The 24,156-nt window shown below is 61.1% G+C and carries 25 protein-coding genes and 1 pseudogene; 17 read left to right on the forward strand and 9 right to left on the reverse strand.

Annotated elements, in window-relative coordinates:
• The first annotated feature begins 59 nt into the window (after positions 1 to 59).
• A complete protein-coding gene (locus E1573_RS26730; protein ID WP_165957334.1) occupies positions 60 to 227 on the forward strand; it encodes a hypothetical protein in 168 nt (55 codons plus the stop codon).
• 90 nt (positions 228 to 317) lie between these two features.
• Here the strand turns inward: E1573_RS26730 and E1573_RS15085 are convergent, their stop codons facing one another.
• A complete protein-coding gene (locus E1573_RS15085; protein ID WP_133215020.1) occupies positions 318 to 1,991 on the reverse strand; it encodes an AMP-binding protein in 1,674 nt (557 codons plus the stop codon).
• Between the two features lie 230 nt (positions 1,992 to 2,221).
• On the opposite strand from E1573_RS15085, the gene E1573_RS15090 reads away from it, so the two are divergent.
• The 4 genes from E1573_RS15090 (at position 2,222) to E1573_RS15105 (ending at position 7,866) form a co-directional block, all read left to right on the forward strand.
• Positions 2,222 to 3,385, forward strand: coding sequence for an isovaleryl-CoA dehydrogenase (locus E1573_RS15090; RefSeq protein ID WP_133215022.1), 1,164 nt, complete (start codon positions 2,222 to 2,224; stop codon positions 3,383 to 3,385).
• 103 nt (positions 3,386 to 3,488) lie between these two features.
• A complete protein-coding gene (locus tag E1573_RS15095; RefSeq protein WP_133215024.1) occupies positions 3,489 to 5,093 on the forward strand; it encodes a carboxyl transferase domain-containing protein in 1,605 nt (534 codons plus the stop codon).
• Positions 5,094 to 5,095: 2 nt separating this feature from the next.
• Entirely contained in the window at positions 5,096 to 5,914 is an 819-nt protein-coding gene (locus tag E1573_RS15100; RefSeq protein ID WP_133215026.1) for a gamma-carboxygeranoyl-CoA hydratase, read from the forward strand.
• Complete coding sequence (locus E1573_RS15105; RefSeq protein WP_133215028.1) at positions 5,911 to 7,866, forward strand: acetyl/propionyl/methylcrotonyl-CoA carboxylase subunit alpha; 1,956 nt, start codon at positions 5,911 to 5,913, stop codon at positions 7,864 to 7,866. Before E1573_RS15100 ends, E1573_RS15105 begins: the two co-directional genes overlap by 4 nt.
• Before the next feature lie 85 nt (positions 7,867 to 7,951).
• On the opposite strand, the gene E1573_RS15110 is transcribed toward E1573_RS15105, so the two are convergent.
• Positions 7,952 to 8,611 (reverse strand): S24 family peptidase, encoded by a 660-nt coding sequence (locus tag E1573_RS15110; RefSeq protein ID WP_133215030.1) that lies wholly within the window; start codon positions 8,609 to 8,611, stop codon positions 7,952 to 7,954.
• A gap of 131 nt (positions 8,612 to 8,742) precedes the next feature.
• On the opposite strand from E1573_RS15110, the gene E1573_RS15115 reads away from it, so the two are divergent.
• The 3 genes from E1573_RS15115 to E1573_RS15130 all read left to right on the forward strand — a co-directional run bounded on the left by E1573_RS15115 (position 8,743) and on the right by E1573_RS15130 (position 11,236).
• Positions 8,743 to 9,075 carry a DUF6124 family protein gene (locus tag E1573_RS15115; protein ID WP_133215032.1) on the forward strand — a complete coding sequence of 111 codons (333 nt, stop codon included), beginning with the start codon at positions 8,743 to 8,745 and terminating at the stop codon, positions 9,073 to 9,075.
• 451 nt (positions 9,076 to 9,526) lie between these two features.
• The gene (locus E1573_RS15125; RefSeq protein WP_133215036.1) at positions 9,527 to 10,039 is read left to right on the forward strand and encodes a DUF4880 domain-containing protein; all 513 of its coding nucleotides are present in this window, start codon (positions 9,527 to 9,529) and stop codon (positions 10,037 to 10,039) included.
• 48 nt (positions 10,040 to 10,087) lie between these two features.
• Complete coding sequence (locus tag E1573_RS15130) at positions 10,088 to 11,236, forward strand: M14-type cytosolic carboxypeptidase (RefSeq protein ID WP_133215038.1); 1,149 nt, start codon at positions 10,088 to 10,090, stop codon at positions 11,234 to 11,236.
• Between the two features lie 7 nt (positions 11,237 to 11,243).
• Here the strand turns inward: E1573_RS15130 and E1573_RS15135 are convergent, their stop codons facing one another.
• On the reverse strand, positions 11,244 to 11,741 hold the full coding sequence (locus E1573_RS15135; protein WP_133215040.1) for a PaaI family thioesterase: 498 nt from the start codon (positions 11,739 to 11,741) through the stop codon (positions 11,244 to 11,246).
• A 140-nt stretch (positions 11,742 to 11,881) separates the two neighbouring features.
• On the reverse strand, positions 11,882 to 12,169 hold the full coding sequence (locus tag E1573_RS15140) for a hypothetical protein (RefSeq protein ID WP_128325072.1): 288 nt from the start codon (positions 12,167 to 12,169) through the stop codon (positions 11,882 to 11,884).
• 155 nt (positions 12,170 to 12,324) lie between these two features.
• Here E1573_RS15140 and E1573_RS15145 point away from each other — a divergent pair, with 155 nt between their 5' ends.
• Positions 12,325 to 12,756, forward strand: coding sequence for a hypothetical protein (locus E1573_RS15145; RefSeq protein WP_133215042.1), 432 nt, complete (start codon positions 12,325 to 12,327; stop codon positions 12,754 to 12,756).
• A gap of 58 nt (positions 12,757 to 12,814) precedes the next feature.
• On the opposite strand, the gene E1573_RS15150 is transcribed toward E1573_RS15145, so the two are convergent.
• A complete protein-coding gene (locus E1573_RS15150) occupies positions 12,815 to 13,759 on the reverse strand; it encodes a LysR family transcriptional regulator (protein ID WP_133215044.1) in 945 nt (314 codons plus the stop codon).
• A 91-nt stretch (positions 13,760 to 13,850) separates the two neighbouring features.
• On the opposite strand from E1573_RS15150, the gene E1573_RS15155 reads away from it, so the two are divergent.
• Both E1573_RS15155 and aroQ read left to right on the forward strand, forming a co-directional pair.
• Positions 13,851 to 14,903, forward strand: a complete 1,053-nt coding sequence (locus E1573_RS15155; RefSeq protein ID WP_133215046.1) for a Gfo/Idh/MocA family protein — start codon at positions 13,851 to 13,853, stop codon at positions 14,901 to 14,903.
• Positions 14,904 to 14,939: 36 nt separating this feature from the next.
• Complete coding sequence (aroQ, locus tag E1573_RS15160; protein WP_133215048.1) at positions 14,940 to 15,371, forward strand: type II 3-dehydroquinate dehydratase; 432 nt, start codon at positions 14,940 to 14,942, stop codon at positions 15,369 to 15,371.
• Between the two features lie 6 nt (positions 15,372 to 15,377).
• On the opposite strand, the gene E1573_RS15165 is transcribed toward aroQ, so the two are convergent.
• Positions 15,378 to 15,929, reverse strand: coding sequence for a DUF4174 domain-containing protein (locus E1573_RS15165; RefSeq protein WP_133215050.1), 552 nt, complete (start codon positions 15,927 to 15,929; stop codon positions 15,378 to 15,380).
• 221 nt (positions 15,930 to 16,150) lie between these two features.
• On the opposite strand from E1573_RS15165, the gene E1573_RS15170 reads away from it, so the two are divergent.
• A complete protein-coding gene (locus E1573_RS15170; protein ID WP_133215052.1) occupies positions 16,151 to 16,648 on the forward strand; it encodes a DUF1772 domain-containing protein in 498 nt (165 codons plus the stop codon).
• A gap of 91 nt (positions 16,649 to 16,739) precedes the next feature.
• Here E1573_RS15170 and E1573_RS15175 read toward each other — a convergent pair whose 3' ends face one another.
• Together E1573_RS15175 and E1573_RS15180 are read right to left on the reverse strand one after the other, a co-directional pair.
• A complete protein-coding gene (locus E1573_RS15175) occupies positions 16,740 to 19,100 on the reverse strand; it encodes a DNA polymerase II (RefSeq protein ID WP_133215054.1) in 2,361 nt (786 codons plus the stop codon).
• A 78-nt stretch (positions 19,101 to 19,178) separates the two neighbouring features.
• Positions 19,179 to 20,099 carry a LysR substrate-binding domain-containing protein gene (locus E1573_RS15180; RefSeq protein WP_133215056.1) on the reverse strand — a complete coding sequence of 307 codons (921 nt, stop codon included), beginning with the start codon at positions 20,097 to 20,099 and terminating at the stop codon, positions 19,179 to 19,181.
• A gap of 112 nt (positions 20,100 to 20,211) precedes the next feature.
• Here E1573_RS15180 and E1573_RS15185 point away from each other — a divergent pair, with 112 nt between their 5' ends.
• From E1573_RS15185 to E1573_RS15205, 5 genes are all read left to right on the forward strand, one after another.
• Complete coding sequence (locus E1573_RS15185; protein ID WP_133215058.1) at positions 20,212 to 20,829, forward strand: LysE family translocator; 618 nt, start codon at positions 20,212 to 20,214, stop codon at positions 20,827 to 20,829.
• 186 nt (positions 20,830 to 21,015) lie between these two features.
• The gene (locus E1573_RS15190) at positions 21,016 to 21,684 is read left to right on the forward strand and encodes a sel1 repeat family protein (RefSeq protein ID WP_133215060.1); all 669 of its coding nucleotides are present in this window, start codon (positions 21,016 to 21,018) and stop codon (positions 21,682 to 21,684) included.
• Positions 21,685 to 21,786: 102 nt separating this feature from the next.
• A complete protein-coding gene (locus E1573_RS15195) occupies positions 21,787 to 22,485 on the forward strand; it encodes an AzlC family ABC transporter permease (RefSeq protein ID WP_133215062.1) in 699 nt (232 codons plus the stop codon).
• Entirely contained in the window at positions 22,482 to 22,805 is a 324-nt protein-coding gene (locus E1573_RS15200) for an AzlD domain-containing protein (protein ID WP_133215064.1), read from the forward strand. Before E1573_RS15195 ends, E1573_RS15200 begins: the two co-directional genes overlap by 4 nt.
• Positions 22,802 to 23,644 carry an AraC family transcriptional regulator gene (locus E1573_RS15205; RefSeq protein WP_133215066.1) on the forward strand — a complete coding sequence of 281 codons (843 nt, stop codon included), beginning with the start codon at positions 22,802 to 22,804 and terminating at the stop codon, positions 23,642 to 23,644. Before E1573_RS15200 ends, E1573_RS15205 begins: the two co-directional genes overlap by 4 nt.
• Before the next feature lie 232 nt (positions 23,645 to 23,876).
• Here the strand turns inward: E1573_RS15205 and E1573_RS15210 are convergent.
• A pseudogene (locus E1573_RS15210) lies at positions 23,877 to 24,074 on the reverse strand (FAD-dependent oxidoreductase); the annotation flags it as partial.
• Between the last annotated feature and the right edge of the window lie 82 nt (positions 24,075 to 24,156).

Below are 24,156 nucleotides of genomic sequence, written 5' to 3' on the forward strand. Positions count from 1 at the left end.
GGTGTGCAGTCCACATGCACGGAGTCCACTCATACAGATCCCCGTTGCGAGGTCAGGTTATGAACATCCCTATTCCGGCAGAAACACCCGATCCGAATATAGACGACCCGACGCTGCCACCTGGCGTGCCAGAGGAAGATCCCGATGAACTGCCAATCAAACCGACCGTGCCGCCTACCGTGGGCGACCCGCCGGCGGAGGATCCACCGATAAAGGCTGGGAGTTGAAGGTAGGAGCGGGCTTGCCCCGCGATGCGATGTGACTGATGGTCCGCTATCGCGGGGCAAGCCCGCTCCTACAACTCAGTGCCCCGCGAATCAGCGGTTAGACAGCTCTTCGATGCTGATTTCGCGCATACGGAACTTCTGCACCTTGCCAGTCACCGTCATCGGAAACTCATCGACAAAACGGAAGTGACGTGGCGTTTTGAAGTGAGCAATGCGGCTTTTGCACCACTGCTGCAGCTCGATCTCGCTGGCGCTGTGCCCAGGATGGAACTTGATCCAGGCGACAATCTCCTCACCGTAACGCTCATCTGGAATTCCGATGACCTGAACATCAGCCACCGCCGGGTGAGTGAAGAAAAACTCTTCCAGCTCGCGGGGGTAAATGTTTTCACCACCGCGAATGATCATGTCTTTGTTACGCCCGGCGATGCAGACGTACCCCGCCTCGTCCATGGTCGCCAGATCTCCAGTGTGCATCCAGCCCGCCGGGTCGATGGCCTCGTGGGTGGCATCGGGGTTGCCCCAGTAGCCGAGCATCACGCTGTATCCACGGGTGCACAGCTCACCGATCTGCCCACGGGGAACGACGCAGCCGTGTTCATCGACGATCTTGCTTTCCAGTTGCGGCTGGGTACGGCCGACGGTGGTCACACGCAGTTCCAGTTCGTCGTCCGGGCCGGTTTGCAGGGACACCGGGCTGGTTTCGGTCATGCCATAGGCGATCTGCACCTCGCTCATGTGCATCTGGTCGATCACCCGGCGCATGACCTCGATCGGGCAAGTTGCCCCAGCCATGATCCCGGTACGCAGGCTGGTCAGGTTGAAGTCACTGCGCTGCGGATGGTCGAGCATGGCAATGAACATGGTCGGTACGCCATACAGTGCCGTGGCCCGCTCTTCGGTGACCGTGCCCAACGTCAGCAAGGGGTCGAAAGCGTCGTTGGGGTAGATCATGGTGCTACCGTGGGTGACACAACCCAGGTTGCCCATGACCATGCCGAAGCAGTGGTACAAAGGTACTGGGATCACCATGCGGTCCTGCTCGCTCAGGCCCAGGCTCTCGCCCACCATGTAACCGTTGTTGAGGATGTTGTAGTGGCTCAGGGTCGCGCCTTTGGGGAAGCCGGTGGTACCAGAGGTGTACTGGATGTTCACCGGCTGATCGAACTGCAGGCTGTCTTGGCGGGCCTGATAGTCGCTCAGCGAAGTCTGATCGGCCAGCCCCGTCAATTGTGCCCAGGGCAGGAACCCCGCCGGTGGTGTGTCGTCGAGGCTGATCAGGCCACGAAGATCCGGCAGTCGCTCACCGCTGAGCTGCCCTGGCTGTTGCTCACCCAGCGAAGGCAGCAGCTCGGCCAGCATGGCGTGGTAATCGGAGGTTTTGAACGCCCCGGCGCAGATCAGCCACTGGCAACCGGATTGTTTGAGTACGTATTCAAGCTCACTGGTGCGATACGCCGGGTTGATGTTGACCAGGATCACGCCGATCTTGGCAGTGGCGAACTGGGTAATGCACCACTGCGCGCAGTTTGGCGCCCAGATGCCCAGACGGTCGCCGGTCTTCAGGCCCAAGGCCATTAGCGCCCGGGCGTGACGATCTACACTGTCAGCCAACTGCTGCCAGGTGTAACGTAGTTGCTGGTGACGCACCACCAGTGCCTCGCGTTCAGCGAAACGCGATACGGTGTTGTCAAACGCCTGGCCAATGGTCATGGCCAGCAAGGGCTTGTCTTGACGCCCTTGGGTATAGCTCGGTTGATTCATGGCGATCCCTTGTTGTGGTTGTTCTGGGAGCTGATTCAAGCGGGTCTTACTCTGGCGCATATTTACGTTAACGTAAAGGTCATGATGCGATTGACAGTTATCAGCCTCAGGTTTACGTTAACGTAAAGGTGATAGCTGATCGCGGGGCAAGCCCGCTCCCACAGCGCGAAACCTGTAGGAGCGGGCTTGCCCCGCGATAAATTCCAAGAACAAACACAAAAGGTGCCCGCATGCATTATCCAACCCTGAACTTCGCCCTGGGCGAAACCATCGACATGCTTCGTGACCAGGTGCAGTCGTTTGTTGCTGCAGAGCTGGCACCGCGCGCTGCACAGATCGACCAGGACAACCTGTTCCCCGCCGACATGTGGCGCAAATTCGGCGACATGGGTTTGCTCGGTATCACCGTCAGCGAAGAATACGGCGGCACGGGCCTGGGCTACCTGGCCCACGTGGTGGCCATGGAAGAAATCAGCCGTGGTTCCGCTTCGGTTGCCCTCTCCTACGGCGCCCATTCCAACCTGTGCGTCAACCAGATCAACCGCAACGGCAATGCCGAACAGAAAGCCAAATACCTGCCTAAGTTGATCAGCGGCGAGCACATCGGCGCCCTGGCCATGAGCGAACCGAACGCCGGTTCCGACGTGGTCTCGATGAAGCTGCGTGCCGAAGAACGCGGTGACCATTTCGTCCTTAACGGCAGCAAAACCTGGATCACCAACGGCCCCGACGCCAACACCTATGTGATCTACGCCAAAACCGACCTGGACAAAGGCCCGCACGGTATCACCGCGTTCATCGTCGAACGTGACTGGAAAGGCTTCAGCCGCAGCAACAAGTTCGACAAACTGGGCATGCGCGGCTCCAACACCTGCGAGCTGTTCTTCGACAACGTCGAAGTGCCCAAGGAGAACATCCTCGGTGCGCTCAACGGCGGTGTGAAGGTGCTGATGAGCGGCCTGGACTACGAGCGCGTAGTGCTCTCCGGCGGCCCGACCGGGATCATGCAGGCCTGTATGGATCTGGTGGTGCCTTATATTCACGACCGCAAGCAGTTCGGCCAGAGCATCGGTGAATTCCAGCTGATCCAGGGCAAGATCGCCGACATGTACACCCAGCTCAACGCCAGCCGTGCTTACCTGTACGCCGTGGCCCAGGCCTGTGACCGTGCCGAAACCACCCGTAAAGATGCCGCCGGGGTGATCCTCTACACCGCTGAGCGCGCAACCCAGATGGCCCTGGAAGCCATCCAGATCCTCGGTGGCAACGGCTACATCAACGAATTCCCGGCTGGCCGCTTGCTGCGCGACGCCAAGCTCTACGAAATCGGTGCCGGCACCAGCGAAATCCGCCGGATGCTGATCGGCCGCGAACTGTTCAACGAAACTCGCTGAGCGCGAGAGCGATAAGCGGCAAGCGATAAGCCACAAGCTGCCGATACGCCGACTTACTCTTGCAGCTTGAAGCATGCCGCTTGAAGCTGCGCCAGGAGCCACGATGATTCTGAAATCTCAGTTAAATCCCCGCGCACCAGAGTTCGCGCTCAATCATGCGGCCATGCTTGAACAGGTCCAGGCCCTGCGCACTTTGCTGGCCAAGGTCCATCAAGGTGGCGGCCACAAGGCCCAGGAGCGCCACACTTCGCGCGGCAAACTGCTGCCGCGTGACCGTATCGACCGCCTGCTCGATCCTGGTTCACCCTTTCTGGAGATCGGCCAGCTGGCGGCTCATGAGGTGTATGGCGAAGATGTTCCAGCCGCCGGCGTAATCGCCGGCATCGGCCGGATCGAAGGTGTCGAGTGCATGATCGTAGCCAACGACGCTACGGTCAAAGGCGGCTCCTACTACCCGCTGACAGTGAAAAAGCACCTGCGCGCCCAAGCCATCGCCCTGCAGAACCGCCTGCCCTGTGTGTACCTGGTGGACTCCGGTGGCGCTAACCTGCCGCGTCAGGATGAAGTGTTCCCGGATCGCGAACACTTCGGGCGGATCTTCTTCAACCAGGCCAACATGAGCGCCCTGGGCATTGCTCAGATCGCTGTGGTCATGGGCTCGTGCACGGCGGGTGGCGCGTATGTGCCAGCCATGGCCGATGAAGCGATCATGGTCCGTCAGCAAGCCACCATTTTTCTCGCCGGCCCGCCGCTGGTCAAAGCCGCTACCGGTGAAGTGGTCAGCGCCGAAGACCTGGGGGGTGCCGATGTGCACTGTAAAACCAGTGGTGTTGCCGACCATTACGCTGACAACGACGAGCATGCCCTGGCCATCGCCCGACGCTGCGTAGCCAACCTCAACTGGCACAAACAAGGCAAACTGGCCCAGCAAACCCCGATTGCCCCGCTGTACGACGCACAGGAGTTGTACGGTGTGGTACCCGCCGACGCCAAGCAACCCTTTGATGTGCGTGAAGTCATCGCCCGCCTGGTCGACGGTTCGGTATTCGATGAATTCAAAGCGCTGTTCGGCACCACCCTGGTGTGTGGCTTTGCCCACCTGCACGGGTATCCGATCGCGATCCTGGCTAACAACGGCATTCTGTTCGCCGAAGCCGCGCAAAAAGGCGCGCACTTCATTGAATTGGCTTGCCAGCGTGGCATTCCGCTGCTGTTCCTGCAGAACATCACCGGTTTCATGGTCGGGCAAAAGTACGAAGCTGGCGGTATTGCCAAGCATGGCGCCAAGCTGGTGACCGCCGTGGCCTGCGCCCAGGTGCCGAAGTTCACGGTGATCATCGGCGGCAGCTTCGGTGCCGGAAACTACGGCATGTGTGGCCGTGCCTACGACCCACGCTTCCTGTGGATGTGGCCGAACGCACGGATCGGTGTGATGGGTGCCGAACAGGCTGCCGGTGTACTGGCGCAGGTCAAGCGCGAGCAAAGCGAACGCAGCGGCCACCCGTTCAGCGCCGAAGACGAAGCCCGGCTCAAGCAGCCGATTCTCGACCAGTACGAACACCAGGGCCACCCTTACTACTCCAGCGCCCGTTTGTGGGATGACGGCGTCATTGACCCGGCTCAAACCCGCGAGGTGCTTGGCCTGGCGTTATCCGCTGCCTTGAACGCACCGATTGAACCAAGCCGTTTCGGCATTTTCCGGATGTGACCATGAGCGACTTCACTACCCTTGAGCTGATCAAGGACCCCCGTGGTTTCGCCACCTTGTGGCTGAGCCGGGAAGCAAAAAACAACGCCTTCAATGCCCAGATGATCCGCGAGCTGATTCTGGCCATCGACCAGATCGGCGCTGACACCAGCCTGCGCTTCGTTCTGCTGCGCGGCCGCGGCCGGCACTTCAGCGCTGGCGCCGACCTGGCCTGGATGCAGCAATCTGCGGCACTGGACTACAGCAGCAACCTGGACGATGCCCGCGAGCTGGCCGAGCTGATGTACAACCTGGCCAAGCTCAAAGTGCCGACCCTGGCGGTGGTTCAGGGGGCAGCCTTCGGCGGCGCCCTGGGCCTTATCAGCTGCTGCGACATGGCCATTGGCAGCACCGACGCGCAGTTATGCCTGTCGGAAGTACGCATCGGCCTGGCCCCTGCGGTTATCAGCCCGTTCGTGGTACAGGCCATGGGCGAACGAGCAGCCCGTCGCTACGCCATCACTGCCGAGCGTTTCAGCGGCGAGCGCGCCCGCGAGCTGGGCCTGCTGGCCGAGGCGTACCCAGCCGCCGAGCTGGAACAAGCGGTCGAACAGTGGATCGACAACCTGCTACTCAACAGCCCACAAGCCATGCGTGCCAGTAAAGAACTGCTGCGCGAAGTCGGCCACGGTGAACTGACCCCGGCATTGCGCCGTTATTGCGAGAACGCCATTGCCCGTATCCGCGTCAGTCCCGAGGGCCAGGAAGGTTTGCGCGCTTTTCTGGAAAAACGCAGCCCGGCCTGGCAGGCCGAACCGTCGAACAAGGAGCCGCGCTCATGACCCACACCCCGTTGACCACCCTGCTGGTTGCCAACCGTGGCGAAATCGCCTGCCGCGTCATGCGCACCGCCAAATCCCTGGGCCTGACCACGGTTGCCGTACACAGCGCCATTGACCGTGATGCCCGACACAGCCGCGAAGCCGATATCCGCGTTGATCTGGGCGGCGCCAAGGCCGCTGAAAGCTATCTGGATATCGACAAGCTGCTGGCAGCGGCCAAGGCCAGCGGTGCCCAGGCGATTCACCCCGGCTACGGGTTCCTCTCCGAAAACGCAGGCTTTGCCCGCGCCATCGAAGAGGCCGGGTTGATTTTCCTCGGCCCACCGGCCAGCGCCATTGACGCCATGGGCAGCAAATCGGCAGCCAAGGCCTTGATGGAACAAGCCGGTGTACCGCTGGTGCCGGGTTATCACGGCGAAGCGCAAGACCTGGAAACCTTCCGCGCGGCAGCTGAACGGATCGGCTACCCGGTATTGCTCAAAGCCACCGCTGGCGGTGGCGGCAAGGGCATGAAGGTGGTTGAAAGCGAAAGCCAGCTGGCCGAAGCCCTGGCCTCCGCCCAGCGCGAAGCGCAGTCGTCGTTCGGCGATGCGCGGATGCTGGTGGAAAAATACGTACTCAAGCCACGCCACGTCGAAATCCAGGTGTTTGCCGACCAACACGGCAACTGCCTGTACCTCAACGAACGTGACTGCTCGATCCAGCGCCGTCACCAGAAAGTCGTCGAAGAGGCCCCTGCCCCAGGCCTGAGCATCGTCCAGCGCCAGGCCATGGGTGAAGCTGCGGTCAAGGCCGCCCAGGCCATTGGTTATGTCGGCGCGGGCACCGTGGAGTTTCTGCTCGATGCCCGCGGCGAGTTCTTCTTCATGGAGATGAACACCCGCCTGCAAGTTGAGCACCCGGTCACCGAAGCCATTACCGGGCTGGACCTGGTGGCCTGGCAGATTCGCGTGGCCTGTGGCGAACCGTTGCCGATCACCCAGGATCAGGTACCGCTCAACGGCCATGCCATTGAAGTACGTTTGTATGCCGAAGACCCGGCCAACGATTTTCTGCCTGCCACCGGCCACCTGACGCTGTACCGCGAGTCGGCAGCAGGGGAAGGCCGTCGGGTAGACAGCGGGGTCAGTGAGGGTGACAACGTCTCGCCGTTCTACGACCCGATGCTGGGCAAGCTGATTGCCTGGGGAGAAACCCGTGAACAAGCGCGCCTGCGCTTGCTGGCCATGCTCGATGAATTCGCCATTGGCGGCGTGAAGACAAACATTGCTTTCCTGCGGCGCATCCTGGCGCACCCGGCGTTTGCCGAAGCTGAACTGGATACCGGCTTCATTCCACGTTACCAGGCGCAACTGCTGCCACCTGCGCAGCCTTTGTCAGCGTTGTTCTGGCAAGCGGCCGGCGAGGCCTTTATCCAGAGCCAACCGAGCACACCACGCCTGGATGACCGCCACTCGCCGTGGGCCAGCAACAGCGGATTCCGGGCCGGGGTACCTGCACAGGTCAGCCTGCACCTGAACTGCAACGGTCAGAATCAGGCCTTGAGCCTGGTGCACGCCACGTCGTCGCCCTTCACACTGCAAGGCGAACACTTGCAGGTAGAAGCCGAAGGCATGCGCAAGCGGCACTTGGCGATCCGCCGCGACCATACCCTGTACTTGCAATGGGAAGGCGAACTGCACGCAGTCACGCCTTACGACCCGATTGCCGAAGCCGATGCCAGCCACAGCCACCAAGGCGGCCTCAGCGCCCCCATGAACGGCAGTATCGTGCGGGTGCTGGTGGAGGTCGGCCAACAGGTTGAGGCCGGTACACCGCTGGTGGTGCTCGAAGCCATGAAGATGGAACACAGCATCCGTGCGCCACAGACCGGGACCGTCAAAGCGCTGTTTTGCCAGGAAGGTGAGATGGTCAGCGAAGGTGCTGTGCTGGTGGAACTGGAAGAGGAATAAAACCCGGCGCCTGTAGGAGCGGGCTTGCCCCGCGATAGCGGTGTACCTGACACACCGCGTCGCGGGGCAAGCCCGCTCCTACAGCTCAGAACTTCATCAAGGCCTGTACGACGACACCGAGCACTTGCGTTTGCTCGGTGAACAGCGCCTTGGGATAAGTCGGGTTCAACGGCTTGAGGTAGCGTTGGCCACCCTCTTCGATCAACTGGCGAAAGACTGTCGCAGTGCTGTCCGGCGAGCGTGCAATCAGCAGCTTGCCGGGGGCCGCGCTGTGACCGGTGTCCACCAGAATCAACATGCCTTGCGGCACACTCCAGCCCACCGGCGCGGTCATCGCATCCCCTTCAACACGCAGCCAGAAGCCTCGCCCCAGCGCCGCGTGGTCGCTGGACTGGTATTGATCGGCTGCAGACGCTGCGGCCTCGTCGAGGCTGTCCCAGGCGAGTATCGGATAGCGAAAATACAATTCGTGCCGCTGGCCGTCGGCGCCTGTCACCGTGGCCGGAAACGCGCTCTCACCATAAGCGCTGTTGTCTTCGCGCAGCTGATGGGGGTAGACCATGCGCAACGGCGGGAACCCGACTTCCACCAGAATCTGGTTGAGCACCCGCAATTTTGGCTCTCGCTCACCGCGCAGCCAATGGCCTACAGCACCTTGAGTGACACCGATTCGTTCGGCGAGGTTTTCCTGCGTGATCTTCAGTTCACGCATTCTGGTTTTAACCAGATCAGTCCAATTATCCATGGCTGGCACGATACGGACTGCCCTTCGGCGCTCAATACACAAATTGTAGTATTTAAAGATTAGCCATAACTACAAATCGTATTAACATCGCGCACGACACTCGATTGTTCACCCACAAGGCAGGTAGCCGAATGACGCAGTTTCCCGCAGACAAGGACATTCCTCTGGACAACGAATCGCTCAGCAGCAGCGATGCCGCCCGGCGTGCACTGGACTTTTACTTGAACCCCACCCCGCCCGCCGAGTCGGCGCTGGCCTGCTGGCTGGTGCCTCGCGAAGGCCTTGATGAAACTCAGGCCACTGAACATGTCACGCAGCTATTGCGCTGCGCTGCTGCCACGGCACAAGAGTCGGCCAGCGGCTTGCAGGGTATCCACCGCGACCTGGCGTTAACGGTGGTGCACATGATCAACATCGCCAAAACGGTGCTCGAACACCTGCCCGCCGCTCGTCAGAGAAGTTAAATCGTCAGAAGGGAAAACCTGGAAAGCCGCCAGAACAACGGCTGCAGAGCCGTTGATGGAACGGGGGAGCGCATTCAGTAAAAGTTTTTTACGGAATGGAAGAAAAATTCATTTGACTTGCAAATGATAACGATTATTATTGCTCGCAACTGGTCGCGAGACTGGTTGGATAACTGAAAGCCCTTAGGTCGGACTCTCAGATTATCTCCTCATCAGGCTAATCACGGTTTTTGACCCGGCTTTTTGCCGGGTCTTTTTTTTTGGCTCTTCAGGCTAATGAAGGCGGGTGTTGCTTGAATGGCCGCGATGATAGCAAAGGAATGTCGCATGGTGAAGCACGTCACACGCGTTTGCAGAAATAGCACTTGAGAATCAATCTCGTTACGGCTAATCTCTTCTCGCGTCAAGGACGATGCCCCCTTCTCCCCCTTTTCCAGCAAGGAGCTTGTACATGACCCGTCTGTTGCTGCCCCTTGAGCACCACCCCCACGCCCAGGACCTGGCTGACCACGCCATGCTAAAACAGCTGAAAAAGCTGCCACGCCGCGTGCAGCAGGTGTTCCTCCTCAGCCGCCTGGATCAAATGAGCTTTGCCGACATTGCCCGGCGCCTGGAACTGCCTGCACTGTCCGTCGAACGCCACATGAACCAGGCCCTGCAAAGCGTTCGCGCAGAGCATGACGCGCTGGCCAGCCGGGCCGGCCAATGGTATGTGCGCCTGCAAAGCCCGCTGGTAACCCCCAGTGAGCGCATCGACTTTCGCCGCTGGCTGGACGCCGCCCCCGAGCACCGTGAAGCCTTCCACGCCACTGAGCTGCGTTGGCGCACACTGCTGGCCCCGGCCCGGCAACTGGGCCATGATGGCTGGTACCGCCAAGGGCGTGCGGCCTTGTCCATAGGCGGATGCTCGGTGGCCATCGGCCTTGCCGTTGCGGCACTGGCAGCGATCGGTTTCTGGTCCTGAGCCAGACGTGTAGAGTGAGGGTCACAACAACTCTACAGGACCCTGGTGATGACTGTGACGCTGCCCCCTCTGCACATCGACTGCGACTTTGATTCTGGCAACATCCTCATCAACGATGCCAGTGACCCCCGGCGTACACGGCTGGCGATTCGTCCCGATACACAGAGCGACCACTTTCAGTGGTTTCACTTCAAAGCCAGTGGCCTGACCCCAGGCCAAACCCACGACTTCGTGCTGGAAAATGCCGGCCAGTCGTCCTACAACGAGGCCTGGACGGGCTACCAGGCGGTCGCCTCTTACGATCAGCAACACTGGTTTCGTATCCCCACCGCGTTTGACGGCAAGGCCCTGAGCTTTTCACTCACCGCAGCGCAACCACAGGCCTGGTTCGCCTACTTCGAACCCTACCCGCGCGCCCGCCACAATCAACTGATCGAGCGTGCCAAAGGACTGCCTGGCGTCACCTTGCTGGCTACCGGTCGCAGCGTGGAAGGCCGTGACATTCCGCTGCTACGCGCTGGTGACGGCGCCGTAGGCAAGCGCAACCTCTGGATCATCGCCCAGCAACATCCTGGCGAACACATGGCCGAATGGTTCATGGAAGGCGTGATCGACCGCCTGCAAGGCAACGACGCCACCGTGCAAGCGTTGCTGCAACAGGCCAACCTGTACCTGATCCCCAACATGAACCCCGATGGCGCGTTGCGCGGCCACTTGCGCACCAATGCCGCCGGCCAGGACCTCAACCGTGCCTGGCAGAGCGCAAGCACCGAGAAGAGCCCGGAAGTGCTGTTTGCTCAGGTGCAAATGAAGCAACACGGCGTTGATCTGTTCCTCGACGTGCATGGCGACGAGGAAATTCCTCATGTGTTCACCGCTGGCTGCGAAGGCAACCCGGGTTTCACCCCGCGCCTGGCCGAACTTGAACAAACCTTCCGCGATAACTTGTGCGCACGCACCCGCGACTTCCAGCAAGTGCACGGTTACCCACGCTCAGCCCCGGGCCAAGCCAACCTGACCTTGGGCGCCAACAGTGTCGGCCAGGCTTACGATTGCCTGTCGCTGACCCTGGAGATGCCGTTCAAAGACCACAACGACGCGCCCGATCCAGCAACGGGCTGGAATGGCCAGCGCTCACAGGCACTGGCCAGCGCCGTGCTGGATGTACTGGGGCAAATGGTGCACAAACTGCGCTGACGCGCCTTCAGGCCTGACCGTGAGCTTTATGCTTGAGCTTCTCGGTGTCGACCCGCACGAACACCGAGTCGGCGGTCACGGTCAGCACATCGCCAGCCCAGACTTCACAGATCACTCGGCTCTTGCGCCCTACCTCACCCTCAACCCGTGCCTTGAGCAGCAGCTCGACGCCCATGGGCGTAGGTTTGAGGTAGGTCAGGTTGAGTTGCCCGGTCACACAGTCGATGCGCGGCAAGCTGCCCGGCTCACGCCCTTCGGCGCGGTAGTGATAGGCCATGGCGGCCCAGTTGGAATGGCAGTCAACCAGCATGGCCAGCAGGCCGCCGTACACCAGCCCGGGCCAGCCTAAAAAGGTGCTGTCGGGCGAATGTCGGCAGACCAGATGAATACCGTCGGCATCCCAATGGCTCTGCAGGTGCAAACCGCTTGGGTGGGAGCAACCGCAGCCATAGCAGACGCCCTCGGGGGCGGCCAGTTCCTGAACGGATAACACGGGGTTGTTCATAAGCTTCCTGATTGTCTGTTATTAGAGGGAAAGCTTGCCGATAGTACCGTCATACAACGCAAAAGCCCATGAATTGGTCATGGGCTTTTGTCTGCGTCTACGCCGGCGCTACGCGCCTTTTGAGGTCAGCGGGGCGGTGATTACAAGCCCAGCTCCTGCGGTGTAAGCATGTCGCATTCAAAGGCGATCCAGCCGCCTTCCAGCTCGGCGTGGCCGTTGACGATCGGGCCGTAGTAGCTCAGGCCGTTGTCCAGGGTCACACAGATGTGCGTGGCTTTGTCGGGCGCGGCCAGGGTGCCGACAAAATGCACTTTCTTCAGGGTTTCAGTCACGGCCTCCAGGCCGACCCGAATGGCGACGTTCTCCACTGCTTCGACGTCTTCGTGCAGGTCGTCGCTGACGGTCACGGTGGCTGTGTAGTTGTACATGCTTGAACTCCAACGACGGATTGATCGGCGTCTGCTGACGCTCGCGGGCGCCTAGGGTAATGGAGTGAAACGGAAAAATCCCGCGCACTTCGACATCCGGCGGCTGCAAAGACTGGTATTGTGCGCCCCCACCAAGACTATTCCGGGAAAACACATTGACCGCTGAACAACCCCTGACCGCCGACCTGTTCGAAGTCGACAAGCGCCTGAGCCTCAAGCCCGTGGTGGATTTCAACACTTACCTGCTCAATGCTTTCGGCGACGGCGCTTGCCGTTGCAGCCGTTGCCTGGCTGGCACTGGTGAAGAAGCGGGTTACGCCCATGCGCACAGCTTTGTGCTTGAAGGCCAGACCGTGCACCGCCGCTTTGCCAATACCGCTGGCAGTGACGTGCTGCTGGTGCTGAAAAAAGCCTGGTTGTCGTATACCAAGGCCGAGCTGACAACGGTGGGTACGCTGGACATGGACACCCTGCGCGCCTTCGTCGAGCCTGAACTGCGCAAGCGCCTGGCGCCCTTGCTACTGGCCAGCGGCCTGGCCCGCGAGGTTGAGGGGCAGTGGCTGTTGCAGGCCCAGGCAGGCGATTGATCCTTTGCCCGCCCTGCTCCTGGAACCCTGCCAGGAGCAGGCCTGCAAAGCCCTCCCGCTACCCGCCCACTGCTAACGCATAAGGCCCCTCGGCCAGTTGTTCACGCAAAAACGCCACGCAACTGCGCACCTTGGCCGAACTGCCCGACCGCGCTGCGGTCACCGCCCAGATATCCGCTGGTTGGTGATAAGCCGGCAGCACCCGCACGAATGAACCGTCTTGCAGATTGCCCACCACGTCCCAGTAAGACGCCATGATGATGCCGTGGCCCTCCAGCGCCCACTGGCGAACGATATCGCTGTGGTTAGCAGCCATGGGCCCGGTGACCTTGACCGTCTCAGCACCCTGCGGCCCCACCAGGCGCCACACGCCGAAGCGGTCATCCCGGCTGCGAAACAGCAGGCAATCGTGCTGCGCCAACTCAGCCGGAACCCGCACAGTTCCTCGTCGCGCCAGGTAATCGGGGCTGGCCGCCAGTACCCGTTTATTTTCCCCAATGCGGTGGGCGATCAGGTGCTTCTCCTGAACTTCGCCCACGCGAATATCAATGTCGAAGTTCTCGCCGATCAGGTCCACACGGCGGTCCATCAGCTCCAGCCAGATATCCAGTTGCGGATGCCGATGACGCAGCAGCGACAGGATCGGCGCTACATGCTCTCGTCCCAGGCGCAGGCTGGTACTGATGCGCAGGGTGCCACGTGGCTCGCTGTGCGCCTCGGACAGCGACTCAAACATCGAGTCGACGTTTTCTAGGATTTTCTGCGCCCAGGCAAACGCCGCTTCGCCATCGCTGGTGATGTTCACCCGCCGCGTGGTGCGGTTGAACAGCTTCACGCCCAGCAGGGACTCCAGGGTGGCGATGCGCTTGCTGACGTGGGCAGGCGACAAGCCGATCTCGGTGGCCGCGCCAATGAAACTGGAGCGCCGGGCCACCTCGCAGAATAACTGCAGGTCGCGCAGCAGCGATTCATTATTCGCTATGAGCGCATTCTGATTCTTCATTTGGCCCGATTATCTCCCCAGCGTTTTTTATTAGCCTCTCACAAAACCGCCGCTGCGGTCTGCTCTGTCCCACAAGAACAACGAGAGTGCCATGACCCCCTTACGCATCGCCGTCGCCGGTGCCGGCCTGATCGGCCGTCGTCACATTGAACTGATCCAGGCCAGCCGCGACTGCCAGCTGTGCGCACTGGTTGACCCTGTGCCTGCCGCGGCAGCGCTGGGCGCCCAGCACGGTGTCGCGGTGTATCCCTCGCTTGAGCAGTTGTTCAGCGCACAACGCCCGGACGGCGTCATCCTCGCCACCCCGAATCAACTGCATGTGCAAGGTGCACTGGCCTGTATCGAACACGATGTCGCGGCACTGATCGAAAAACCGGTGGCCCATAGCCTGGCAGAAGGCAAACGGCTGTTGGCGATTGCCGAACAACGTCAGGCGCGGCTACTGGTAGGTCACCACCGCGCGCACAGTACGATTCTCGACAAAGCTCGCGAGCTGATTTACGAGGGCCTGCTGGGTGACCTGGTGGCCGTGATGGGCAGTGCATTGTTCTACAAGCCAGCGGACTATTTCGACACTGCCCCCTGGCGCCGCCAACCCGGTGGTGGGCCCGTGTTGATCAACATGATTCATGAGATCGGTAACCTGCGCTCGCTGTGCGGCGAGATTGTCGCCGTGCAAGCCCAGGCGTCCAACGCCACCCGCGGCTTTGCCGTGGAAGACAGCGTGGCCATCAGCCTGCGCTTTGCCAGTGGTGCCCTCGGCACGTTTCTGCTTTCCGATACCGCCGCCTGCGCGCGCAGTTGGGAGCAGACCGCCCGGGAAAACCTCGACTACCCCAGCTACGCCGATGAAGACTGCTATGTGATTGCTGGCACCCGTGGTTCGCTGTCGATCCCGAGCATGCGCCTGAAGTACTACGCAGACAGCGACCAGCGCTCCTGGTGGAAGCCCTTCAGCACTGCTGTCGCCGCCCTGGAGCCCGCCGATCCGTTGCAGCGTCAGTTGACGCACTTCTGCCAGGTGATCCGCGGTGAAGCCCAGTCACTGGTGACGGTACGCGATGGCGTGCGCAACCTGCAGATCGTCGAGGCCATCAGCCAGGCCGCGCTCACCGGCCAGACGATAGACACTGCCTCTCTTTAGCCCTCTGACTGACTCACTGAACGGAACCTTGTCTCGATGACCACCCTGCTTGTGCTCAACGGCCCCAACCTGAACATGCTTGGCCTGCGCCAGCCCGACGTCTATGGCCATGAAACCCTGGCCGACCTTCAGCGCCTGTGCGAGCAGGCCGCCGAACGCCTGCAACTGATGCTGGAGTTTCAGCAAACCAACCATGAAGGCCAGATGATTGACTGGATTCACCAGGCTCGTGGCCGGGTCGATGGCATTATCATCAATCCCGGCGCCTGGACTCACACCTCAGTGGCGATCCACGACGCCTTGATTGCCGCCGAAGTACCGGTAATCGAAGTGCACATCTCCAATGTGCATCGCCGGGAAGCGTTCCGCCACCACTCTTACGTGTCACTGGTGGCCAAAGCGGTGCTGGCGGGTTTCGGCACCCACGGCTACGTGCTGGCTATCGAGCACTTCGCTCGCGGGCGCTGATCAACCTCAGTCTTCCAGCGGTTTAGGCGGTGCGGCAGGCTTAGCAGGCTTGGCCGGTTTGCCGGATTTGGCATCGCCAGCAGGCTTGGCCTCGGCTTGTTTCTTCTCGGCCACGGTGGGCGCAACGATGGCTTTCTCTTCCGCCGGCAAGGCATCGACGGCAGCAAAGATCGATTTGGGCTCTACCGCGCCCTCATGCTTGATCTCATGCTTCTGGCCGTCCTTGCCCACTAACACGACCTGGGTGCCATTGCGTGCGCCCAGGCTGAGTTCGCGGATCAGGGCCATGGTGGCCTGCTGGTCAAGGAACTTGTCGTCGCGCTTGCCAACCATGGCGGCGACGCTATAAAGCACCAAGCCGCGATCATCGAACTCTTTCTTCGTGGACGGGTCTTTGAGCGCTTCGTTCAGGCCACGCAGGGTTGGGTCAGCGGTGCTGGGCGCAATGACGATCAGGGGGCGGGACTTGTACAGGTCCTGGTTCAAGGGGGACTCGTCAGCAAGGACGGGGCCGGCAATGGCCATTAACGTGGCAAGGGTCAGTGACCGTACGAGCATGCGCATCTCCTTCAAATTCCATGCTTCAAAGACTACAGATCGCGACGAAAGATCCGAGGTGCGAGCCTAAACTACAGGACGAAATCCGTGGACAGATCAAAGGTAACTTCCGATTTCCGTGTAAGGCCTTGACCGTGTCCAGAAGAGGCTGACATCTGAATCTGAGGATAGCTGATGGCTGTCAGCCACGCCTGCCACTGCCGCCGCTAAAGGACTGAAGCATGAGCATTGCCGATACCCTGCTGTTGTTATTGATCCTGGCCACTGCCCTGGGTTGCGGCCTGATGGGCGGATTGTTCTTCGCGTTTTCCAACTTCGTCATGACCGCTCTGGAACGTATCCCGGAACAAAGCGCGGTGACGGCCATGCAGTCCATCAACAAGGTGGTGCTTAACCGCTTGTTCCTGGCCTTGTTCCTGGGCACTGCGCTGACCAGCATCATGCTGCTGACCTGGGCGTACCAACGCTGGCCGTTGCCCGGCAGCCTGTGCATGGCGATTGGCAGCGCCCTGTACCTGGTGGGCAACATTGTGGTGACGATGCTGTTCAACGTGCCGAAAAATCAGGCCCTGGCACGCCTCGACCCAGCCAGCAGCGAAGCGACTGCCGCCTGGCATCGCTACGTTCCGAGCTGGAACCGCTGGAACCATGTGCGCACCGTGACGGCGCTGGCGGCTGCGGCGTGGTTGATGGTGGCGCTGTGGCTGGTGCGTCACTGACGTCACTCCTGGTAGGAGCGGGCTTGCCCCGCGATAGCGGCCTGTCAATCACACCGCATCGCGGGGCAAGCCCGCTCCTACAGGGGACCCGCTAGAACAGGCCCATTTGCCGGTCGATCAGCGCGGTGAAGTCATCGTCCACAAACGGCAAAATGGCGTCGGCCACCGGCTGCAGTTGCCGGGTCAGGTAATGGTCATAGTCAATCGCTGAATGCCGTGTTTCCAGAGGCTCAGGGCCCGCCACGGTAATCACATAGCTGATCCAGCCGCCATTCTGGTATTGCCGTGGCCGCCCCTGACGCTGGTTGAAGTCGTCGGCCATCCGAGCAGCCCGCACATGCGGTGGCACGTTACGTTGGTAGTCCGCCAGCGGGCGACGCAAGCGCTTGCGGTAGACCAGTAATTCATCCAGCTCCCCGGCCAGCGTCTGACGCACATATTCGCGCAGATAAGCCTGGTACGGCTGCCTGCGGAAAATGCGCTCGTACAGTTCCTGCTGAAACTGCCGCGCCAACGGCGACCAATCGGTACGCACACTTTCCAGGCCCTTGAAGACCATTTCATCCTGTCCGTCGCTACGCTGCACCAGGCCGGCATAGCGTTTCTTGCTACCTTCTTCGGCCCCGCGGATGGTGGGCATCAGAAAGCGCTTGTAGTGCGTCTCGTATTGCAGCTCCAGGGCGCTATCCAGCGCGTAGGTGTCGCGCAGATACTCGTGCCACCATTGATTGACCTGCTGCACCAGGCGACGGCCAATGACGTCGGCGTCGGCCTCGCTGTGGGCGCTTTTGAGCCAGACAAAAGTGGAGTCGGTGTCGCCATAAATCACCGTATACCCCTGCGCCTCGATCAGCTCGCGGGTACGCCGCATGATCTCGTGGCCGCGCATCGTGATCGACGAAGCCAGGCGCGGATCAAAGAAACGGCAGCCACTGGAACCCAACACGCCGTAGAAGGCGTTCATGATGATCTTCAAGGCCTGCGACAACGGTGCGTTTTTCTCACGCTTGGCGGCTTCACGCCCCTGCCAGACGCGCTCGACAATGGCCGGCAAGCAGTGATGAACGCGGGAAAAGCGCGCGCCGCGAAACCCCGGTACCGAGGTGTCGTCACCCGGCTCACGAAGGCCCTCGACCAAGCCCAGCGGGTCGATGAGAAACGTACGGATGATCGAGGGGTACAGGCTCTTGTAGTCCAGCACCAGCACCGACTCGTACAAACCGGGCCGCGAGTCCATGACAAAGCCGCCGGGGCTCGCTTCCTCGGGGCGCTCCCCCTGGTTGGGCGCGACAAAGCCCCGGCGGTGCATCAACGGAATGTACAAATGACCGAACGCGGCAACCGAGCCGCCACTGCGATCCGCCGGCAGGCCAGTCACCGTCGCCCGTTCCAACAGAAAAGTCAGCAGCTCGGTCTTGGCGAAAATACGCGTGACCAGCTCGCAGTCCTTGAGGTTGTAGCGCGCCAGCGCCGGCTTGTCCTCGGCAAACATGCGGTTGATTTCGTCCATGCGCTGATACGGCGTATCAATGGCTTTGCCTTCGCCGAGCAAGGTTTGCGCGACGTTTTCCAGGCTGAACGAGGGAAAGCTCCAGGTCGCTGAACGCAGCGCCTCGATGCCGTCAATGATCAAGCGGCCACTGGCCCCAGCAAAAAAGTGCGCGCGACTGCCATGCTCGCGCCACTCCATCGGCTCCCCGTCGCGCCCCAAACACAGCGCAACCTTCAACTGCTCGGCGTGGGCCTGCAGCACGCGCAAGTCGAACTGCACCAGGTTCCAGCCAATGATCGCGTCCGGGTCGTGGCGTACCAGCCATTGGTTCAAACGCTCCAACAACTGCCCGCGGCTGTCGCAATATTCAAGCGCGAAGTCGAGCTCGCTGGCATCGCCATTGGCCGGTCCGAGCATGTACACCTGACGCTGCCCGCAGCCCTCCAGGGCAATGGAATACAGCTCGCCGCGCTCGGTGGTTTCGATGTCCAGCGATACCAGCTTCAGCGTTGGCCGGAAATCAGGCGCCGGTTTGAGCTGGGCGTCATTAACCACGCCCTGCGCATCGGTGGTGCCACTGAAGCTGACCGGGGCGGTGATGAAACGCTCCATCAGGTAACGGTCGGGCGGACGAATGTCGGCCTCGTAAACCTGCACGCCAGCCGCCCGCAAGCGTTTCTCCAGCTGCATCAACTGGCGGTGCTGGCGGCAGTACAGGCCCAACACCGGCCGCTGTTCAAAATCGCGCAACTCAAGGGGGCGCAGTTCCACCCCGCGCTCACCCCGCAGCACCGTCTGTGCCTGCTGACGATGAGCCGCCGGGATAAAGGCTACGGAGGTTTGCAACGGCACACGCAGGCGACGCGGGCCTTGATCGGTGGCCAGCCAGAACTCGACGCACGTCCCTGCCGGGGTATCGCGCCAATGCCGGGTCAGGACAAAGCCCTGCTGTAACTCCACCACTGCAACCTCTGAAGCACCTGATCTATGCTGCGATTCTACCCCAGCGCCCTGCCGCTCGATCACCTGCATGGACTATTAGTCATATAAATAGTCGACCCCCTGGGCAGGCAGTTGCTGCACCCGTGCCTGCAAGTATTCACCCAGCACCTGGATCTGCCGGGCCTGAGGGCTGGACTTCAGCCAGGTCAGGTAATAGCCCTCGCCGGTTGCAACCGCCTGAGGAATCGGTGCCACCAGCCGACCGGCGTCGAGTTCAGTACGGGCCAGCAGCAGATCGACCACGGCAATCCCCGCGCCTTGCTGGGCCGCAGACATACCTTGATCCAGTGTGTCGAACAGTTGACCACGCTCCAGCCCGGCCTGCGACGCCCCCAGGCGCGCCAGCCAGCGCCGCCAGTCACGGCGGTCTGCCGAGCAATGCAGGTACTCGCCGCCCTGCAGGCCGGCAAGCCCATGCGCGAGTGTCCGCTGGTAGTCAGGGCTACACACCGGTAGCAGCCACTCCTCGAACAGCTTGAGGCTGTCGATATCAGCCGCAAAACGCCCATCGGCCAGCAGAATCGCTGCGTCATAAGGCTCGCTGTAGAAGTCGACGCTGTCGATGTCCATCCACACACTGGACAATTGCACATGACTGGGCGGCCCGGACTGACGGTACCCGTCCAGAACCCCGAGCAGCCAACGAGTGGTCAAGGTTGAAGGGGCCTTGAGGCGAATACTGTTGCGCTCTTTTTTCAGCAGCGCACAGGCATTGTCGATGATCTTGAAACCCACTTTCAGCTCTTGTGCCAGCACCCGCCCGGACGCGGTCAACGACAGTTTCGGGCCGCGGCGCTCAAACAACGCACAATCAAACAAACCTTCGAGGGTCTTGATGTGGTGGCTGATGGCCCCTTGAGTCAGTGCCAACTCCTGGGCCGCCCGGGTGAAGGAGCCGTAGCGCGCCGCCACCTCGAAAGCCCGCAAGGCCTGGAGTGCAGGAATTCGTTCGGACATGGGCCACCTGAAGCATGAGTAAGACTAATAGAAAGCCATAACAACAGTCGTTTTACAAGGTCGCAGGGGCTGTCGAAAATGCCCGCCAACCTGACTGCTGCCGAGCCTGCTGATGAACACCGCCTTGCTGTTGACCTACGCACTCACCGTACTGCTACTGATTGCCACCCCCGGCCCTGTGGTCGCCCTGGTGGTCAATACCGCCGCCAACGCAGGCCGCCGCCAGGCGCTATTAACAGCGCTGGGTACCAACGGGGCCTCGTTGGTACTGATTGCCCTGGCCGCCAGCCTGATTCTGACCAGCGCAGTGATCGCCCCACATTTGCTGACAGCGCTCAGCGTGGTGGGTTGCCTGTTCATCGGCTACCTGGCCATCGGTAGTCTGCGCCAGGCGCTGACACAGAACGCCGACACCGTGGTCCGCGCCCGTGCCCAGGGTGGCCTGTGGAAAGGCTTTACCATCGGCTTGTCGAACCCGAAAGACATCCTGTTCTTCATGGCCTTCTTCCCCCAGTTCATCCAGATCACCGCACAAACCAGTCACAGCTTGTTACTGCTTTCCTTGGTGTGGGTGATTATCGATCTGGCGATTCTGGGTGCTTACATTCTGCTGACCACAACGCTGGCGAGCCCGCGGCATCAGCGCCTGATCAGCCTGACCAGCGGTGCGATGCTACTAGTGATCGCTGTAATGGGCCTGTTTTACAATCTCCAGGCGTTTTGGCCTTGATCTACGTGGCTTTCGAGACCGGTCCTACAAAGGTTAGAATGGCCGCCTTTGCCCAGGCCCCTTCGACCCCCACTATGGACAGTTGGATTGAACCCTGAACATCACCGCGTTGTTAATCATTTGATGCCCAGCCTTAAAGCGCTCCTTTTTCGAGGTTTTACCCGGCGACGTGTGCGCGTCTGTTCCATGCTGCTTGCCATACTGGTGCCTGGCTGCGCCTTGGCAGATGGAGTGCGGATCGATCCCCACGCCGACCTGCTGTACCGCCAGGCCCTGACGTTGCTGGAACAGGCCGAGCAACAGGTCAATAGCTTCAGCCTCAAGACCAGCTCCACCGAGCAAGACCTGGCGCAACAGGGCCAAGCGCTGGGGCGACCGCTGGCGCCCGCCGTGAGTCTGCTCAACAAAGCCGTGGAGTTGGACCATCCCGTGGCCCGCTACCGCCTGGCGCTGTATTACATGACCTATTTGCCGGCCGAGCAGATTCCACCTGCCGCCTGCCCGCTGCTGCAAACCAGCCTGGAGCAAGGCTTTGCGCCAGCGGCATTAGGGATCGAAGCCTGGTGCACGGACTACCGCCAAAGCGCAGCGTTTGCCAAAAATCTCAACCACGTCCAGGCCGTTGCCAACCGCTACGCGTCCTATTACCCGCAACCGGCAGAACGCCTGCTGTGTAGCCCGGAACAACCCCAGGGGCTGGCCCTGCAGTGGGGGCGCCAGCGCGACTTCCTGGCCGAGATCTATCGTTTGCAGGGTAATGACAACCCCGATCAACGCCAGCGTCTCTGGCAAAAAGCGGTTGATCTCAATGGTTGCTTTGCCGTGCGCCAGCGTCTGTTCAGCAAGCATCTCTGACCGCTTACTGAGGCCGGGTGAGCCTGGACAGCAAGATCGTTCAAGTCACCCGCGCGCCGCTCTGGCATGCTGTACAACCTTGTCCAGTTGTTGCAGACGTCCATGTCCAGTCCACCCTTCGCACGCCAGGCCTTCACCCGCGGCGCCATTGCCATTACGCCGTTGTCCCTGGCGGTCGCCCCCTGGGGCTTACTTGCCGGTTCAATGGCCATCGAAGCCAACCTCAGCGCCTGGGAAGGCCAGGGGTTGTCGGCCATCGTTTTCGCCGGCGCGGCACAACTGGTTGCCATTGGCATGCTCAAGGGCGGAGCCAACCTGTTCTCGATCCTGCTGACAACCCTGCTACTGACCTCTCAGCACTTGCTTTACGGGCTGTCGATGCGCCCGGTACTGTCAGGGCTGCCGACTCGCTGGCGGTTGGGCCTGGGGTTTTTGCTCACCGACGAATTCTTTGCCCTCACCAGCCAATATGACCAACAACAGTTCAACCGCTGGTATGCACTTGGCGTAGGCCTGACGTTCTACATTGCCTGGAACCTGTTCACCCTGATCGGCATTATTCTTGGCCAGAACATTCCGCACCTCGACCAGTTGGGCCTGGACTTCTCTATTGTCGCCACCTTCGTGGCCCTGATCGCGCCGCTGGTACGCAACCTGCCCACGGTTGTCTGTGTGGCGGTGTCGTTGTTCAGCTCGGTACTGTTCAGCGCCTGGCACTGGGACACCGGCCTGGTGGCGGCCGGCCTGCTGGGCATGAGCGCCGGCTTCATCTGTCAGAAATTCAGCGGAGCCCGCTCATGATCTTTGCCTTGATTATCGGCATGGGCTTGCTGGTGTTTCTCAACCGTTACGCCTTTATCGAACCGCGTCTGCCGCTGCGCCTGAGTTCCAACGCACGACAGTTCCTCGGCTTTGCCGTGCCGGGCATGTTGACCGCCATTTGCGGGCCGATCATTTTCCTGCCGGGCCACCAACTCGACCTGAGCCTGACCAACCCCTACCTGCTCGGATCAATCGTCGCAGTGGTGCTGGTGCTGTTGACCCGCAGCACCTTGATCAGCATGCTGGTGAGCATGGCTTTCTTTTTCGTCTTTCGCTGGTGGTTGAACGGCAGCCCATGAACGCAGCACCGCAAGAACAGACCCACTTCTGGCAGGCGCCCGCACTCGGGGATGTCGAGATGTTGCACGCCCGGTATTTCCAGCAACGCTTTGCGCCGCATGTGCATGAGGGCTATGCGATCACCCTCATCACCTCCGGTGCTCAGCGCTTCTGGCATCGCGGCAGCGAGCATGTGGCGCCAGTGGGCAGCATGGTGTTGATCAACCCTGACGAGATACACACTGGCGCCAAAGCGCATGAACAAGGCTGGCGTTACCGGGGGCTCTACCCACAAGGTGAGCGCATTACCGGGGTGCTGGACGAACTGGAGATCAAACGCGACGGCCTGCCCTGCTTCAAGGACAGCGTTCTGCACGACCCGCAACTGGCCAACGCCTTCATCCAGTTGCACTGCCTGGCCGAACAGGGTGCCAGTGCGCTGGAACAACAAAGTGCCTGGCGTGAAGCGGTATTGATGCTGGTACACCGCCATGCGCGCATCGCTAGCCCGCGTGAGCCTGGCAACGAACCCTGCGCCGTGGCCCGGGCAAAAGAGTTGATGGACAGTCGCCTGGCTTACCCACCCTCGCTGCAAGAGCTGGCGACAGCGGTCAACCTTTCACCGTTCCACTTTGCCCGGGTGTTTCGCCAGGCCACTGGATTGCCGCCACACGCTTGGCTGAAACAACGGCGCTTGAGCCGCGCTCGGGAGTTGTTGAAGAACGATTGCCTGCCGTTCAACGTGGCCTTTGCTCTGGGCTTTTCGGATCAGAGCCATTTGAACCGGCAGTTCAAACAGGCTTATGGGGTGACGCCTGGGGAATACCGGCGTGCCTGTGTCGGAGATCAGCTGGCTTGAATGTGCTTCGCTAGCAGCAGGGTAGGTCCGGTGGGAGCGGGCCTTGCCCCGCGATCGGCTGCGCAGCGGCCGTAAAAACAGCTGCTTGCAAGGCAACTGACATACCGAAGCGACTGAATGGCTGCCGCTTCGCGCCAGATCGCAGGACAAGCCAGCTCCCACCGGGAGCTGGCTTCATGGTCGATGCAAGGCAGTTGCTCCCACTGTGGGAGCGGGCTTGCCCCGCGATGTTTCAGGCCGGCGCCGAAGTCCGGATCAGGTGATCGAACGCTGCCAACGAAGCCTTGGCACCCTCGCCCACCGCAATGACGATTTGCTTGTAGGGCACCGTGGTCACATCACCAGCGGCAAACACACCCGGCAGGTTGGTCTGGCCACGGGCATCAACAATGATCTCGCCGCGTGGAGACAAGCTGCCGCTTCGCGCCAGATCGCAGGGCAAGCCAGCTCCCACCGGGAGCTGGCTTCATGGTCGATGCAAGGCAGTTGCTCCCACTGTGGGAGCGGGCTTG

The organism is Pseudomonas sp. H9, assembly GCF_004353925.1.
GTDB lineage: Bacteria > Pseudomonadota > Gammaproteobacteria > Pseudomonadales > Pseudomonadaceae > Aquipseudomonas.